8 protein-coding genes are annotated in these 17628 nt (G+C 43.7%); 6 read left to right on the forward strand and 2 right to left on the reverse strand.

Translation table 11 applies throughout. From position 1 onward, the window contains the following. Positions 1-9: 9 nt before the first annotated feature. A complete protein-coding gene (locus H8B06_RS00295; protein ID WP_190992289.1) occupies positions 10-1632 on the forward strand; it encodes a RagB/SusD family nutrient uptake outer membrane protein in 1623 nt (540 codons plus the stop codon). 82 nt (positions 1633-1714) lie between these two features. On the opposite strand, the gene H8B06_RS00300 is transcribed toward H8B06_RS00295, so the two are convergent. Continuing rightward, complete coding sequence (locus H8B06_RS00300; protein ID WP_190992290.1) at positions 1715-4780, reverse strand: beta-L-arabinofuranosidase domain-containing protein; 3066 nt, start codon at positions 4778-4780, stop codon at positions 1715-1717. A 193-nt stretch (positions 4781-4973) separates the two neighbouring features. Between H8B06_RS00300 and H8B06_RS00305 the strand changes: the two genes are divergently transcribed. Next, on the forward strand, positions 4974-5972 hold the full coding sequence (locus H8B06_RS00305) for a 2-hydroxyacid dehydrogenase (protein WP_190992291.1): 999 nt from the start codon (positions 4974-4976) through the stop codon (positions 5970-5972). Here the strand turns inward: H8B06_RS00305 and H8B06_RS00310 are convergent. Beyond that, the gene (locus H8B06_RS00310; RefSeq protein WP_190992292.1) at positions 5959-6630 is read right to left on the reverse strand and encodes a DUF6266 family protein; all 672 of its coding nucleotides are present in this window, start codon (positions 6628-6630) and stop codon (positions 5959-5961) included. The two genes, H8B06_RS00305 and H8B06_RS00310, sit on opposite strands and share 14 nt — an antisense overlap. A gap of 296 nt (positions 6631-6926) precedes the next feature. Between H8B06_RS00310 and H8B06_RS20865 the strand changes: the two genes are divergently transcribed. The 4 genes from H8B06_RS20865 (at position 6927) to H8B06_RS00330 (ending at position 17622) form a co-directional block, all read left to right on the forward strand. Further along, the gene (locus H8B06_RS20865) at positions 6927-10979 is read left to right on the forward strand and encodes a hybrid sensor histidine kinase/response regulator transcription factor (protein ID WP_190992293.1); all 4053 of its coding nucleotides are present in this window, start codon (positions 6927-6929) and stop codon (positions 10977-10979) included. A gap of 266 nt (positions 10980-11245) precedes the next feature. After that, entirely contained in the window at positions 11246-14428 is a 3183-nt protein-coding gene (locus tag H8B06_RS00320; RefSeq protein ID WP_190992294.1) for a SusC/RagA family TonB-linked outer membrane protein, read from the forward strand. A 20-nt stretch (positions 14429-14448) separates the two neighbouring features. Then, positions 14449-16260 carry a RagB/SusD family nutrient uptake outer membrane protein gene (locus tag H8B06_RS00325; protein ID WP_190992295.1) on the forward strand — a complete coding sequence of 604 codons (1812 nt, stop codon included), beginning with the start codon at positions 14449-14451 and terminating at the stop codon, positions 16258-16260. 72 nt (positions 16261-16332) lie between these two features. Continuing rightward, positions 16333-17622 carry an alginate lyase family protein gene (locus H8B06_RS00330; protein ID WP_190992296.1) on the forward strand — a complete coding sequence of 430 codons (1290 nt, stop codon included), beginning with the start codon at positions 16333-16335 and terminating at the stop codon, positions 17620-17622. Positions 17623-17628: the final 6 nt, after the last annotated feature.

Genomic DNA, 17628 nt, shown 5'->3' on the forward strand with positions numbered 1-17628 from the left:
ACCTATATCATGAAAAGAATATATAAATCTATATATAGTACAATGTTGATGGGTGTCGGGCTGTGCGGCTTCGTGTCATTCAATGCCTGCACCAATCTGGACGAAGAAGTGTTTTCGGAAGTTCTGGAGAAGGATTTTGCGCCGACAGAGCGGGATTTGCCATTTATCGTTGCACCTGTATATGCCTCCTTTCGTAACCTGATGTTTGGATGGCAGGGCTATTTCGACCTGCAGGAAGAATCGGCAGATCATATTATTACGCCGGTCAGACCCAATGGATGGGACGATGCCGGAACATACCGGCGTATGCACCAACATACGTGGAATACCATCCAATGGCAACCTTACAATACTTGGCAACAGGCCTATTCCAGTATTACCAAAGCTAATATGATCATCATGCAAATTGAAGAGGGAACGCTCCCTTTGCCTGAGGATATTGCTGCTTCCGCTATTGCGGAACTGCGCGCTGCGCGGGCTTTAGCCTATTATTTATTGTTGGATAATCACGGGAATGTACCGATCGTAACGGATTACAGGGACGTTGATCTGCCCGATCAAAAAACGAGACAAGAGGTTTATGACTTTGTTGTTGACGAGTTGAAGGAAGTGATCCCGCTACTGTCTGAAGATGTAAGTGCCATGTACGGGCGTATGAATGTATGGGCCGCAAAAGCGCTTCTGGCAAAAATATACCTCAATGCCGACGTGTATATCGGGCAGCAACGCTGGGGCGAGGTTATCACAGAAACGAATGATATCATCCAATCTGGCGCATTTCGGTTAGATCCCGAGTATAAGAATATTTTTTCCCATACGAATGATGAATCTCCTGAAATTATTTTTGCCGTACCTTATGATGAAGTGTATGGACACGGAAACCAATTGCACATGAAAACCTTATCTCCGCTGAGCCGCCTGGTATATAATATGGCAGCAGGGCCGTGGGGTGGAAATTGTGCGGTACCACAGTTTATCGATACGTATGATGAGGACGATCAACGTCTTTATGACAGTTGGTTGCAGGGACCGCAATACCATGCCGTAACCGGAGAACTGGTGATTACCTACGGTAAAGAGGTTCCCGGTATTGGTGGAGATGGAACGATTGCCGCTGATAATGCGGGGTATCGACTAGGGAAATATGCTATTAAAAACGGGGCAACGAACAATTTGGACAATGACTACCCGATGTTTCGTTATGCGGATATTTTAATGATGAAGGCGGAAGCACTCCTCCGTACAGGAAGATCAAATGAGGCAGCCTTGTTAGTTTCCGAAGTTCGGGAACGCGCATTTAAACTAACTCCTGAAAAAGCGACAGTGACGGGGGCAGATCTTGAAAAAGGAAGTACATACAACTATGGTTGGCAAGATAAAGACGGAACAGTTGCCGGTCAAAATGGTGGAGCAGATATCGAGTTCGGTCGGTTCTTGGATGAGCTGGGATGGGAGTTTGCCGGAGAAGCACGCAGACGTCAGGATATTATCCGCTTCGGTGTGTTTCAGACAAAATCATGGTTTAACCACCGTCCGCATGCACGGGCACAAAGCCGGACATTATTCCCTATTCCGAATGATGAGAGAAACAAAAATCCAAAGCTAGACCAGAATCCTGGTTATGATGATTAAGTTTAGCTTGTTTTTATAAGAAAAAGGCTATCGCATTACGCGATGGCCTTTTTTGTATGCAATTACTTAATCTGTTTTTGTTTTATTTCAACGTGACATCCAAATAAACAGAATGACGTCCATAAGTATCGTAAAACGGTTTAAAGACGATATCATCTATTGAAAACTGCAACTGTTGCGGATCGCCTTTGATTGTCTTGCCGATATCGTTGGCATCCAATGTTACTTTCCGCCATTCTTTTCTAGCTTCTGTTTCCTGAGCTGCGAGTAAGATCGGGCCATAAAACAAACTAGCAACATTTTGCTGATCCATCACGGGATCCAAGTGGAATTGGAAAGGCATTTTTAATTCAACGACATCGTCATCTTTCCACGCACGGCTTATCTTAAGATAGCTGCCCGGTTTGCTGTCGAGTTTTTGCGCTTTACCGTTGATCGTGACAAAGAAACCTTTGGTAGCCCAGTTCGGTACACGTACGTGAAGATCAAACTTACCGCTTCCTTTTATGGTTAGGCGCGTATGGTCTTCTTTCGGGAAGCTTGTGGTCTGCTCCACAGTTATCTGGCGCTCTGTCCAGTCAAGGGTAGATGGAATATAGAGATTGACGTAAAGAGCCTGGTCATCCTTGCTCTTAAAGTAAATGGAGTTTTGAAGTTTTGTGCTGCTCTCTATCGCCGTTCCATTACAACAGGTAAAGCCGGTCATATTCGGGTTGCCAAACTGTTTGATCGATCCCGGTCTAAGCGGAACGTGATAGGTGTTGGCCGGGCTATCTTCAGCGACAGACGCCAGGATATGGTTGTATAGCGCACGCTCATAGTAGTCCATGAGTTCTGCCCGCTGGTCGAAGAGGAAAAGGCTACTGGTGAGCTTTAACATGTTGTACGTCGCGCAGGTTTCATTTTGTCCGCCACTGGAAAAGCCGTTTTCGTATAAGGTAGCTGGCTGGCTGATAAAACATTCTGCATTGGCTGGGTTACGTGCACCGGCAACACCGCCGATACTGTACATGTAATCATTGACCGCCTTATACCAGAAATTGTCTGCTACTTTATAATATTCCGGGAAGTTCGATACATGATACATTTCTATACTTCCAACAACCTGCGGAATATGCTGATTGGCATGCAGTCCACGGAATGTATCTACATTTTTGGCCAGTCCGTGTGCGTGGTCGGCATCTCCAAAGAACATATCGATATTATCAAATAATTGGGCCGCTTTGAGGTATTTCTCTTGATTGGTGATGCGGTATAGGTGGGCCATGGTCTCGTTCATTCCGCCAAACTCACCCGCGATATAGGTGTTCCATACGCTGATGAGCGTTTCCTTAGGTAGTTGCTCCAAACGCGCGTATACCCAGTCACTCATGCCGATGGCTATTTCAAGCGCTTTCTCATTGCCACTGACCTCATATATATCGATCAAACCAGCCAAGATTTTATGAAGGGTATAATACGGCGCCCAAACTTGCGTGTTTTGCCCACCGTAAGTAGCTCCTTTTTCGAGCATAATAAATTGATCCGGTGGATAAGCACTGATATATCCTTCTCCCCAGTTCCAATAATCGGTGCGGATGCCTTCTTCACTAAGATCCGAATCGTAGCCTGATTTGCCCGGACCCGGTGGCACGGCAGTAGGATCGGAAACAAGCTCGCCACCCGCTGTAGCTGCTTTGCCAGACAATTGATATAAGTCGTAGAGGGCATTGACCATGTACGCTATTTTTTCGGAGAAATTGGCCTGTAGCTCCTTATCATAACCTGTGCTGGCGTAGGCTTGAGCTATCGCTGTCAGGTAATGACCCGTCGCATGCCCTCTTAACTTTGTATCCTGGCTATCCCAGACGCCTAGAGGTTTGGCACCCGCCGGCTGTGGTTGGCCAAAGGCATTACGGAACATATAAAGGAAAGAGTTCGGATCGGTTTGCACTAAGGTATTGATAAATTTATCGCGATTTTCGATAAATTTCGTTTCGCCATTGTGTGTGTCCGTCTCCAACGAAATCTGATCCAGATTAAAAGTTGCTAGGGTGACACTCGGGGTAGCCGATTTGTTGTTGCCTTTAATCGTGACGCTCGCTTTCGGTCTGAAATCGGTGCCGGGTACGCGTCCTGTAATCGTATAACGACCTGCACTTAGGACAGCACTGTTATCGATAGGAGAAGGCCAGAGGACACGGACTTTGGGGCCTACCATGCCGTCTTTGTATGTGCCCTGCACATAGGCCGGTAGCCGGGGAAGGTATCCTATTTCAGTTTCGACCTCAACGTCCGAAACTTCCAAGAGATAGGCATTATAAAGCTGTGCATGGGTGAGTGCAAACTGCTGAACGTCATCCTCCGATTCGCGTACATTGACCGAAACGTCTGCGGCAACGCCCCAGGAGTTGTTGTAAATACCCGCTACCTGATTTCTGCTCAGTGCAACACGGTACACGCGGAAGTCGTGTATCAGCGCGTTTAAATTTGGTGTGCCACCGACGAAAGATTTTCCGATATAAAGTTGGTTTTTGTCTGTCGACTGCTTGCCGAATACTTCAGCCAATTCCGCAGGGATGTCTTTTGTTTCGCCTGCCGGTTTGCCATCCACGTAGGTTCTTAACGATTTTGACGGAATATCGACCACAACGGCTATATGTGTCCATTTATTGGATGCAACAGCTGGAGAGACAGCTTCTTTTTTATCGCTTCCACCGGATGTGATAATCGCCTGAAAGCCGTCTTGTCCGTTGCGCCCTACGGGAGCCGCAGAAAAATGTTTCGAGGCATCCTGACCAAAATCAAACAGATGTTGGCCGGATTGATCGGAGCGCAGGTATATCCATCCCGATATACTCAGGGACTCGAGGTCTGTCAATACCGCGGAGGGTAGTGTGATAAAGGCAGAACCGTTGCCAGAGAGCGATAGAACTTTTCCGAATCGCTCATCGCTCGTAAATTCGGCTTCGCCTCCGCTGAATTTAGCATGTAGGTTGTTTCGTGACCAGTCTCTGAGATCCCCGTCGAAGAGGTAGCGTGCAATCATGTCTGTCTCGCCGATCCCATCCAATATCTGGTCTCCACTTTGTGCGTGGATGATGTTGATACCTAGTGTATAACCACCAATAAATAAGATAATACGTAAGAGTATGTTTTGTATTTTCATTTTATAAAACTAATAAGACACTTCGTATTTCTGTACGTCTATTTTAGCTAATGATCACAAGATATTAACGCATTATCCTTATATTAGCCCTATGAGACTATCATGATTTATTCAACCATTATCTTTAAAGACAACCGAGTGCAACGAGTTCATTTATTTCATTGAAATCTTACACTTATAAATAATTATATCGATGAGAATAGCTTTCTTTTCAACCCAACCTTATGACCGTATGTTTTTCAATCGCGAAAACCAAGACGAACGGTTTACGTATCAGTTTTATGAAACACATTTAGGCCCGCATATCGTGCAAGCTATAAACGATGTGGATGCGGTATGTGTCTTTGTCAATGATCGCGTAAACCGTGAAGTAATCGAGGTGCTCGCATCGCGTGGCGTGAAAATAATAGCATTGCGCTGTGCCGGCTTCAATAATGTCGACTTGGATGCAGCCAGAGAATTTGGTATATCCGTATGCCGCGTGCCGGCCTATTCTCCGGAAGCAGTGGCAGAACATGCGATGGCTATGCTCTTGACGTTGAACCGCAAAACGCATAAAGCCTACAACCGGGTTCGAGAGCAAAATTTTTCGTTAAACGGTTTGTTAGGTTTCAACCTTCACGGAAAAACAATTGGTGTTGTTGGAACCGGGAAGATTGGCAAGGCCTTTTGTCGGGTAGTAAAAGGGTTTGGTTGTGAATTGCTTGCTTTTGATGTCTATGAAGATGAACAACTAAAGGACATAGGCGTGTTGTATGTTGATATGGATACTTTATATAGATCCTCCGATATTATTTCACTCCATTGCCCATTAACACCCGAGAATAAACATATGATTACTCAATCGACCATTCAACAAATGAAAGATGGGGTTATTTTACTCAACACGAGTCGAGGTGCGTTAATCCATACTGAAGCGGTTATCGATGGGCTGAAGAAACACAAAATTGGGGGGCTCGCCCTCGATGTGTATGAACAGGAAGAGAAATTGTTTTTTAAAGATTTAAGTGGTACCATCATCGAAGATGATACGATTCAGCGCCTGATGAGTTTTCCGAATGTATTGATTACAGCCCATCAAGCATTCTTTACGGAGGAAGCATTGACGCAAATAGCCTCTACCACGCTAAGGAATATCGAGGAATTGCTCCTCGGTCGTGAACCGTCTAATAAGCAAGCTATACTTGTGTAGACGCTGTTACAGTTTTACCCAGGTATATACTATCGGTGCTGATATTACTCCCATCAGAAGCAAGAAACGCTAGGTATATGTGATAGACTATGTCTTGGGGTGCCTGTTCTATAGAAATAATCTGTTCACAATATTCTAGATAACTATCTTGCAATACGCCGGCAGTATGTGTAGGATCTACACCGTTATCGGGATAGAGTAATGCTATGCACCGAAACATTCTGTCTCCGTACTTCTGTCTGAAGACATCGTCGACATTCCATCGTATGATGATATGTCCGCTCTCCTGATGGAATTCAGCACTGGAAACCGGAGATGGCAGTCCGCGGCTTATAGCAAACTTTTCGTAATCCAAACGATAGCATCCATTTTCCACGATGACACTTTCACGTAAATTATACGACATCGCCGAGTTATGGCCTGTACGATTTGGAGCATACTGCATAAAGCCTAAACGGACAAAACGGACAATGGATGACAGAGATTCTTGCATAAAAGCAAATTTGCTCTGATTCTTTTGCTGCCCTAAGGTAGGTTTTCGCTTTTTCTTTATTCGGGGCAAGCTTCTAACATAATAAATGTCTTTCCATTTACAAAAAACGGATGATCCTACTTTACCTGAAACAGTTCCATTCACACCATTTTTAACTCTTGCCATAGTCTGAGAATTTATAATACAGGATTAAAATAAGAAATAGTAAGACATAAATCAAATATTAATTTTATAACAAAAAAATATCTTAAATTGATATCATAGGAATTTAAATCGGATTTTATTCGTTTTTATCCGAATAAAGTCCGAATAAGGTCCGAATAATACCCCTATAAAACCCTATCTATTTATTGAATAAAAGATAAATTGAAATAGGGATCCTTAGCGGAATTTTTATTCTTGATAAGAAAGATGTTATTTTTACATTTGTAATCAAGAATCTAAGTAAACCTAGGCGTATAGTGGTCACAAAAGTTGTTTGGGATAAACTGATGTTACTCGTCATCATGATGATCATGGGCACTATGGTCCTGGCTCAGGAGCATTATATTTTCAGACATATCGATGCGAATATTGGACTGTCGGATAACATGGTGAAAGGGATAAGTAGCCTGCCGGATGGCCGTATTAGTATTCGTACCCAAACCATGCTGAACCTCTATAACGGAGCAACATTTGATTATTTTAGAAAAGGAATCAGTTCTGTATATCAATGGCATTTTAATGGTTACGAGCGTGAGTACATCGATGCCCAAGATCGTTTGTGGATCAAACAACATCAACAATTACAATTATTGGATCTGAAAACGAATCGGTTTGTAGGAGATATTAGCCACGTGATAAGGTCCTATGGTGTTCAAAAGAAACTTGTCGATTTTTTTATAGATAAATCAAAAAATCTCTGGTTTCTTGCTGACGACAACGAATTTTCATACTACGATGTCGTAAAAGAAGAGTTGGTTTCCTTGCTAAAAATGGATTCGGTGTCGCAAAAGAAGTATGGTGTGCCGCGGCAGATCGAACAGGACGGTGATGACTGTTGGATTCTCTATTCTAAAGGGCTGGTGCAGAGGTGGAGTTATAAAACGCGGAAGATCATCGGTCATGATGAGCGTTTGACAGGACAGATAAACCCCGATTCCCATAATATGGTCATGCGAATATCCGCTAAGGGAGGCCTTTGGTTGATGCATCATACGGACGTTTTCTTTTATTCCTTTTCATCGGGGAGCTGGGATGTCATTAACAGTATTTCAGGTCTGTCCAATTTCTTCACTTGTATGGATGTTGATAACGAAGGGTTGGTATGGATTGGAACGTCCCAATCTGAAATACGCATTATCCGGGGAACAGGACAAAAGGTACAATCATTTGTGGGTATGCCTTTGACTTCTGGCGGGGTGCTCATAAACGACATCAGTTCATTGTATATTGATGACGACAATGGGGTGTGGATAGGAACATTGTTTCAAGGCGTATGTTACTATCACGCCAGCATGCGAAAGATTCACCTTCTGCACACGGGGGCACATGATAGTCCTATTACCAATGAAAATGTACGTTGTTTTCTAGAAGAGCCAGACGGCACGATATTGATCGGTACGATAAACGGCTTATTTAGATATTTCCCCCGTTCCGGTAAAATCATACCGGTTTATAAAGAACTGAATGGAAAGCTCTGTATGTGGATCTATCGGGATAGTAAAGGGCGCATCTGGATCCCTACCTTTCTAAATGGTATCTTCTGTATCGAAAACGGAAAGGTAAGGCAATATGAAAAGAAGGGAATATCCATACATGCTGATCCCAATCCCAATAACGGTCGGATGATCATGGAAGATGGACAAGGGCAGTTATGGGTCAGTGTGTATGGAGGCGTTGGACGTTTCGATCCGAATACGGGAGATATTGATTTTCTGTATGAAAAACATCCGGAAATCAAGCACCTGAAATTAGGGTTGACATTTTCACGTATGGATGAAGAGACAATCGCCGTTGCTGCGGAGGAATTGTATTTTTACAACACCGTCAAAGATAGCGTTTGGTTCCCTTCTTATCGTAAACAGATAGACACCTATGGCGCTGAATTTAACTTTATTCATCCAGACAATAGAGGTTTGCACTGGATTAGTGTCGACGGCTTGAAAGTATGGGATGAACAGGATAAAAAGCTGTATGAAATCATGTTGCATGATGATATACCAAATCAAACGGTGTCCGCTATATTAGAAGACAAAAATGGAGATATATGGGTGTCTACTGTAAATGGAATTAGCAAGATAACCACCGAACGCCAAGAGAATGGATATGTTTTTTCCGTCACGAATTTTGGACGTATAGATGGAGCGGGTATACAGGCGGGACGGTTCAATATAGGAGCATCCTTAAGAGCAAGCGATGGTACGATGTATTTCGGTGGTGTACATGGTGTAAGTGTTTTCAACCCGAGTCGATTTATCTACAACGCCAGTAACCATAAACCAATTCTTTCCGGTTTCCGGTTGTTTAATATACCGGTTCGATTTGGAAGTGAATATAACGGTCGGGTTTTACTGGAGCAGCCCATTAATCAAAACCGTAAAATCCGCCTTAAGCATGACGAAAACTTTATTACGCTTGAATTTGCCGGGTTGAACTTTGTAAATCCATCTCGAACCTATTTCCGTTATATCATGGAAAATTACGATCAGGGTTGGACAGAAATACAATCTGATGGTGTAGGCCGTATCAATTATACGGGTCTGCCTCCCGGAGATTATACATTTAAAGTTTATACCGCCAATAGTGATAAAGTATGGGGCGAGGAATACGCCGAAATCATTATTATTATTGCTCCACCGTTTTGGGCAACAGCGTGGGCCAAGGCTTTCTACGCTATATTGTTTGTTTTGGCTATTATAATAGTTATCCGCTATTTCAATAGACGAAATCATTTGCGTCTACTACGTCAACAAGAACTGGAGACACAACGACAAAAAGAGGAACTGGATCAATTTAAACTGAATTTTTTTACCAACTTAAGCCATGAGTTGAGGACACCGTTGTCGCTCATCATGACGCCGCTTGACTTATTGATTAAAGAAGCTGCAGATTTATCCATGAAAGATAAGCTTACTTCGATATATCGGCGGTCCAAGGATCTTCTTCTAATGGTCAATCAACTGCTCGACTTTCGCAAGTTAGAGGTGAAGGGGGAAGAATTACGTCTTAGCCATGGCGATATTGTCGAATTTGTGGAGGGGATTTATACCGCTTTTAAACAGTTAGCAGAAAGCAAAAAGCTAAATTTTATTTTCGAAGGATCCGATACAGCGATATACCTTTATTTTGACAAAGACAAACTATTAAAAGTGATAAATAATCTTTTGTCCAATGCTTTCAAATTTACGGATATAGGGGATGTAGTTAGGTTATCCATATCCAGAGAGGATGTTTCTTCACGGGATTATGTCAAGATTATGGTTGCAGATAGCGGGGCGGGAATTCCGGATGCGGATCTTTCGGGAATTTTTGATCGCTTTGGACAAGCTAATAATCAGCGGGACGATCATACAGGAACAGGAATCGGACTGTATCTCGTAAAGGAATACGTACAATTGCATGAGGGGCAAGTCGATGTCCGGAGCAAATTGGGAGAAGGAAGTACTTTTACCGTGCAGCTTCCTACTGATTTATTTGAAAAGCAAGAGGAGCCTTTACCGATGGAGGACGTTGAACATCCAAAAGATAATCTTTTGCAGCATCTTCCAACAAAAAAGATTCTTATCGCCGAGGACAATTATGAGTTTCGTAAGTTTCTGCGCGATGAGCTCGGCAAATATTACATCGTCATGGAAGCTCCCGATGGAAAACAGGCTTACCAACTGGCTTTGACGGAAGAACCGGATCTTATTCTTTCAGACATGATGATGCCTAATGTAGACGGTATTACCTTATGCCAGCAGTTGAAAAGTAACATCGAGACTTGCCATATTCCAATAATACTGCTCACGGCACGTATGTCTGATGAAGCACGTATGTCTATATATGCGGCGGGTGCTGATTCCTATTTGTCTAAACCTGTTGTATTCGATGTATTGCATACCCGTATCGAGAGTCTGATCGAACAACAGGAAATGCGGAAGAAGTTATTTCATACGACTATTGAAGTTACGCCGAGCAGCATTACGATCAATTCGTTAGATGAGGAACTGGTGCAAAAAGCATTACGAAGTGTAGAAAAAAATATGGATAATCCGGAATATGGTGTCGAACACCTTGGACAGGATATCGGCTTGAGCAGAGGTCATCTCTATCGCAAGCTACAGTCTATAACAGGACAAAGTCCGGCAGATTTCATTCGAGCTATACGTCTAAAACGAGCTGCTCAGCTCCTACGGGATAGCCAACTAAACATAACGGAGATTGCTTACATGGTGGGTTTTAATACGCAAAAGTATTTTAACAAACATTTTAAAAGTACTTTCGGTGTGACTCCATCACAATATAGAAATAACGAAGACGATTCGATTTAAGTCCCACGCCCTTACTGCTCTTATAACACTATTTATAACGGATGATTTGTACCATTTTAGGTGCTTATTTATGCTTATTTGATGTGTTATGTTTTCATTACTAGTCTGTTATGTGGTTGGACAAATGAACCCATGATTTGAGACAAAATGTCCTAGTGTATCCGCATCAAAGGGCTGATATTTGTTTCGTTCAAGGTTATGATACCAAGAATTGTCACAATGATGACAACCAATTTTAAACAGTTAAATTAATAAACTAACTATGTATGAAACAAATTACAAACTTTAATTTTTTTGCATTTGTTGCGATGTGTAGTATCTCGTTGTTCTATTTAACACCGATATATGCGCAGCAGATACAGGTGCGGGGACTTGTGAAAGATGCCGCTACAGGGGATCCACTTGCTGGAGTGTCCATCCGTGTGGATAATGTGTCACTAGGAAGCTCCGGGGACAATGGACGATTTTCGCTTGAAGGCGTTTCGGCTGGCGCTTCGGTAGAATTTCGTTTGATCGGCTACGAAACGCAAGTACAAAAGGCAGCCGCCAACATGGAGGTATCGCTGGTTTCTACCGGCGATGAATTGGAAGAAGTGGTCGTGGTGGGTTATGGTACGCAGAAAAAGGCAACGCTGACGGGTGCCGTGGAGGTGGTAGACAGCAAGGTGTTTGAGGACCGTGCCGTCACCAACGTAGGTTTGGCATTGCAGGGGCAGACCCCCGGTTTGGTGGTTACCCGTAACTCACCGCGTCCGGGCAACGAGGGTCTGGGTTTTCGGATTCGTGGTAATTCATCTGTTAATGGTAGTGATCCTTTGATTATCGTCGACGGTGTACCCACATTAAATTATTATTCCTTTCAGAATTTGAACAGTGATGATATCGAATCTGTGACGGTATTGAAAGACGGAGCAGCGGCGATATATGGTTCACGTGCTGCTAACGGCGTGATCTTGGTGACGACTAAACGCGGCAAAGGAAAAGTAAAGGTCGACTATACCGGCAATTTCAGATTTAATACGAACGGATTGGTCAATTACTCGCCCACGATGCAGGAGTATGCTAATGTATGGATTGAAGCGAATAAAGAAGAGACGGTGCCAAATTGGTGGATATGGGGGGAAGACAATCTGAGAGAAATGGCTGCCGGTCATGAGGGATTGTATAATATGTCTAATATCACCGCTTCGGATTTCTATATTTATAATGCGAACCGTATTGATGAGATGTTTGCTACCCGGTACTCGTATCAACATAATTTGAGCTTATCTAATAGCGGCGATCGCTCTGGCTACCGGTTGTCATTTAGCTACGCCGATAACCAAGCCAATCTAGCAACGGCGTATGACGGACAAAAGCAAATGAATGCACGTTTCAACTACGACTATCAACTTACCGATAAATTAAAGTTAGAGTCGGGTGTCAGCATAATTAATGCCCGCACGGCTATGCCATCCAGAGGGTTAGGGAATATCCTATATTCTTTTGATATGCCATTTTATCCGGCAAAGAATCCGCTCGGGCAGTGGTTGGCTCCTTTTAATGGTATCGACAATGGCTCGATTAGAAACGCTGCAGCTACGACTTCCGATGCAGGGCGGTTTAATAAAAACTCCTTGACAGGGAGATTAGATCTAAAAGCCACTTATGATATATGGAACGGGATATCGATCGAGGGGATGGCCTCTGTCCAGACGGAGCGCTACGATGATGAACGCTATGTAGTACCGGTGATGCTGTACGATTGGTATGGCAACCCTACTCGAAATGCACACATGACAGATGGTACAAACAATACTTTCGGAACGAAGTATTATACAAGTTATTATGAGTACTACCAAGGCTTATTACGCTATGACAAAACATTTAATGGCGTACATAATCTGTCGGCTATGGCAGGTATCACGGCAGAAAAGACGCGATCACAACAACTAACGGGCAGTAGATTAGGATTTGAAGATAACGGTATCTACGATATTGGCTTGGCCGATACCGAGCTGCAGACAAATACGGGTGGGAAAAGTCTGAATGGTCGTTATTCGTATATATCTAGGTTGAACTATAACTACGATGAAAAATATATTATCGAATTAATCGGCCGTCGCGATGGTAACTCCCGTTTTGCAAGAGGATTTAAATTCAAGAATTTTGGATCAGCACAAGGAGCGTGGGTCTTCACGAGAGAAAGCTTTATGGAGCCCGTTTCGCATATCCTGAATTTCGGTAAAATTCGGGGAAGTTATGCTTCGACAGGGAACGAAGCTTCTGGTTTGGGGGAATTTGATTATTTATCCTTGATTCAAATCCTAACCACGACACTGGGGAATCCAGCTTCCTCTCAGACGTCTTCGGGTTTGATCAATGACGGATTAATTTCTTATACCCGTACCTGGGAAACCGTCGCTCAAAAGAATATCGGTATTGATTTAGCTTTTTTGAATAACAGGTTGACGACCTCTTTTGATACGTATGAGAAAGAGAATATTGGCATGTTAACTGGTGTAACATATCCTAGTGTGTTAGGTGGAAGCGCGCCTTTAACCAATTCCGGCAATTTTAATACGCGAGGTTGGGAGTTTGTGATTGGTTGGAAAGAGACCAAGCCAGATTTCAGTTACAATATCTCCTTTAATATCGGCGATGCAACAAATATTGTTTCAGGTGTTGAAAATGCAGATCAATTTAAGGTAGGTGAAAATAATATTGTCAACGGGTTTCCGCACAAGTCGTGGTTTTTGTTTAAAACCGATGGCTTTTTTAAAGACCAGGCTGATGTGGATGCTTATTATGCGAAATACGGTGAAAACGAAGCTTTAGCGGGAGTACCGTCGACCAATCCACAGAGAACATTACGTCCCGGCGATACGAAAAGAGTGGATGTAGCGGGTACAGGTGAGATCACCCCTGCAGGTAGCGAGGCCAGCTCTTTGGTCTACATGGGTGACGGCATGCCGCATTATACGTATGGGATTAACCTTGGCGGATCTTGGAAAGGAATCGACTTGAATATGTTCTTTCAGGGACATTTAAAGCAGAATGTCATGCGGGACGGCTATATGGCTTATCCGTTCCGCGCACAATATACCAACCAGAATCCAGCATTTTTGGGGCAGACTTGGACGGAAGATAACCCAAATGCTCCGTTTCCACGTCTAACGACGAATGTTGACCGTGCTAAATGGAATTATGAGAACAACGATTTTATGCTTCAAAATAGTCGTTATATCCGCCTAAAAAGCTTAATCGTCGGGTACACCCTCCCGAAACATATTACCGACCGGGCCAAGATGAGTAGAGTAAGGGTTTATTTTTCGGGTAATGACTTGTGGGAGGCAACGGCTATTAAAGACGGGTTTGATCCAGAAACAGGTAGAAACTCGACCGATGGCGATAATGCGGGATATCCGTTTGCAAGAACCTGGTCATTTGGTGTAAACATTGGTTTTTAATTTTCAAAACAGATTGTAACATGAAAAGTATTTTAAAACATATATTGATCGGCGGTTTCTGTATGAGTCTGGCAGGCTGTCAGGACAGCTTCATCGATTTGACCCCGCCGGCGACACGTACTGATGCGGTATATTTTAAGCAGGCAAAGGATTTTAAGGAATATACCGGACGTTTTTATGGTTATCGGGAGACATGGGGAGGTATGGCTTGGAGAAATGGTATTCTCGAGGGCTGGAGTTTTGGTAATATGGACAACTGGACGGATTTATCGGCCAATAATAACAATAATGGACAAGGCTTAGGAACAGGAACCATCGGTTCGGCTGGTACCGATTGGGGATATGGTGGGATACGACATTGTAATATCTTGTTGGAAAAGGCTGCTGAGTATACCGGAACGGATATCGACCAATATGTGGGAGAGGCTTACTTTTTCCGAGCATATTCCTATTTTGGGTTATTAAAATCTTATGGTGGGGTTCCTTTGGTAACAACCGTATTGGACGTCGATTCTCCCGAATTGTTTGGGAAACGAAACAGCCGATACGAAGTTACTGCACAAATTTTAGCCGATTTGGATGAAGCTATAGCCAAATTGCCGGTCGAACAAAATATTCCGGCTGCTGACAAAGGCAGGGTGAGTAGATGGGCGGCAAAAGCGTTCAAGGCTCAGGTACAATTATATGAAGCTACTTGGGAAAAATACGTCGGACGTGGGCCTGACGGAGATGGAACATCGATAGGAGCGGGTACAGCAGGCTATGACCCCGCTAACGTCAATAAATACCTAACCGACGCGATTGCCCAATGTGAAGATATCATAGCCAACGGAGGTTATGAATTGTGGAACAAGAATTCAGATTCCAGAATGGGTAACCGAAGTTCTTGGTATCTATTTAATCTGGAAGACGAAGAATCAAATCCTGGCGGATATGACAAGACGACCAATAAAGAATTTATATTGTACAGTGTGTATGATTTTACGCATCGGCAGGGAAGGCTTAATGTGACCTGGACTTCTGATCAATTGGCACCAAGCCGTAAGTTTGTCGATATGGCCGTCTGTACCGATGGTTTGCCACCAGAGAAATCGCCTTTATTTCAGGGATATCATACGGTTACTTCTGAGTTTCAGGATAGGGATTTACGTTTGTTGAGTTATCTGTACGGGCCGTCTAACCCACCAACAAGTGTCACATTGGATTACGCAAGTCTTTACTCAACCAGCGGATACGGTAACAAAAAATATGCAGCTTATAATGTTGAAGGACGTCGACCCGATGCTACAGAATCTGCTAACTGGTCGATCATCCGTTTGGCGGAGGTATATCTGATGTATGCAGAGGCTCTTTATGAGTTAAATGGTTCGATTACAGATGAGCAATTAAACAATTCGATAAACAGACTACGCGTACGTGGAGGAGTAGCGCCGTTGACCAATGCGTTAGCAACAACACATGGCTTGGATATGTTGGAAGAAATCAGAAGAGAGCGTGCTGTTGAACTATATCGGGAAGGTAAGCGGTTTGATGACTTGAAGCGATGGGGAATCTTGGAAGAAAGCCTAAACGAATCCCGGATGGGAAGAATTGTCGGCAATGCGACGTACGCGACCCCGTTTAAAGATGCCAGTGGCACGCCAACTACTGCGTATAATGCTTCTAGCTTCATCTGGGGAGAGGAGAATGCTGAAACAGCAGATGGAAGTCTGCCGGCAATTGTTATATCCAGCCATTTAAACCATTCGGTAACACAACGACATTATCTGAATCCGATTCCACTGAACCAGCGACAGCTGAACGATGCATTGCTGCAAAATCCCGGTTACTAGTTTCGGAAGCGTAAGTTGATTCGAATACAAAATAAAGAAAGACGAGTGATGAAAATAAAATATCAAAAAAATATGTACACGATATTGTTTGGAGCGATATTGTTGGTTACGGGAGCGTGTAAACACGATGTTCCGGAAATTATACGGCCGACACCGGAACCGCCACAAGAGGAGGACGTTGTATCCGTGATCGATACGTTAGAACCAAATATTCCTATGAAACACGTAGGGGCATTGCATACGCCGGAGGACTTTGCGCGTATCAAGGCAAAACTTGACGCCGGAGAGGAAGCGGTTACTGCAGGATGGGATAGGTTGATAAACAATTCACATGCGCAGTTGATGCGTACAGCTAGCCCTGTGGTCAAATTGGTCAGAGGTGGTGGAAGTCGCGAAGAGCCTGATCCCGACAACTATGGTAACGCGATGCGCGACGTAGCGGCAGCTTATCAATTGGCTTTGCGTTGGAAAATAAGTGGCGATGACGCTTATGCGGAGACGGCCATCAATATCTTGAATGCTTGGGCAGCTACCTGTGAACGGATCAGTGGTGATACCAATACAGCTTTAGCAGGTGGAATCTACGGCTATCAGTTTGCGGTGGCGGGAGAACTGTTGCGCGATTATGACGGCTGGGAAGCTCAAGATTTTGAAGCCTATAAACAATGGATGTTGGATGTATTTTATAGCTTGAATATGGCATTCTTGACGTCGCACTGGGGTACTTGTGATTCGCATTATTGGGCAAACTGGGATTTGGCAAACATTGCTTCAGTAATGGCAATCGGGATATTGACCGATAACCGCAGTATATACAATTATGCAGTAGATTACTTGCAAAATGGTAACGGAAACGGTAACTGGTATAAAGCTTTTAACCATGTATTTGATGGTGAAAATGCCGGATTGGCTCAGATTCAGGAAAGTGGACGTGACCAAGGGCACACCGTGATGGTGATCGGTATTGCCGGACACATTGCACAGCTGGCGTGGAATCAAGGTGACGATTTCTATGGTCTGGACGACAACCGATTCTTAAAGGCATGTGAGTACGTGGCAAAATACAATGTGGCGAATCTAGAGGTTCCGTTTCAGGAATATACCCGTCGATGGGCAGCAAATTGTGCACAGACAGAGATACATACGCAGATCAGCAATGCCGGACGAGGAGAAACAAGACCGGTGTGGGCAGGACCGTACTATCATTATACTAAAATTAAAGACAAAGATGCACAAGCTACACAATACACCGAATTGGGGATGAAATCGGTATACCCCGAAGGTGGTGGCGGTAATTATAGCCCCAATAGTGGCGGTTATGATCAACTTGGGTTCGGTACATTGATGTATACGTTGGATTAATGTAAC

The organism is Sphingobacterium micropteri, assembly GCF_014692515.1.
Lineage (GTDB): Bacteria > Bacteroidota > Bacteroidia > Sphingobacteriales > Sphingobacteriaceae > Sphingobacterium > Sphingobacterium micropteri.

Bases quoted from the DNA above. Each gene is read 5' to 3' on its own strand.
- H8B06_RS00295 (WP_190992289.1), top strand. From the start codon at position 10: ATGAAAAGAATATATAAATCTATATATAGTACAATGTTGATGGGTGTC.
- H8B06_RS00300 (WP_190992290.1), bottom strand. From the start codon at position 4,780: ATGAAAATACAAAACATACTCTTACGTATTATCTTATTTATTGGTGGT.
- H8B06_RS00305 (WP_190992291.1), top strand. From the start codon at position 4,974: ATGAGAATAGCTTTCTTTTCAACCCAACCTTATGACCGTATGTTTTTC.
- H8B06_RS00310 (WP_190992292.1), bottom strand. From the start codon at position 6,630: ATGGCAAGAGTTAAAAATGGTGTGAATGGAACTGTTTCAGGTAAAGTA.
- H8B06_RS00320 (WP_190992294.1), top strand. From the start codon at position 11,246: ATGAAACAAATTACAAACTTTAATTTTTTTGCATTTGTTGCGATGTGT.
- H8B06_RS00325 (WP_190992295.1), top strand. From the start codon at position 14,449: ATGAAAAGTATTTTAAAACATATATTGATCGGCGGTTTCTGTATGAGT.
- H8B06_RS00330 (WP_190992296.1), top strand. From the start codon at position 16,333: ATGTACACGATATTGTTTGGAGCGATATTGTTGGTTACGGGAGCGTGT.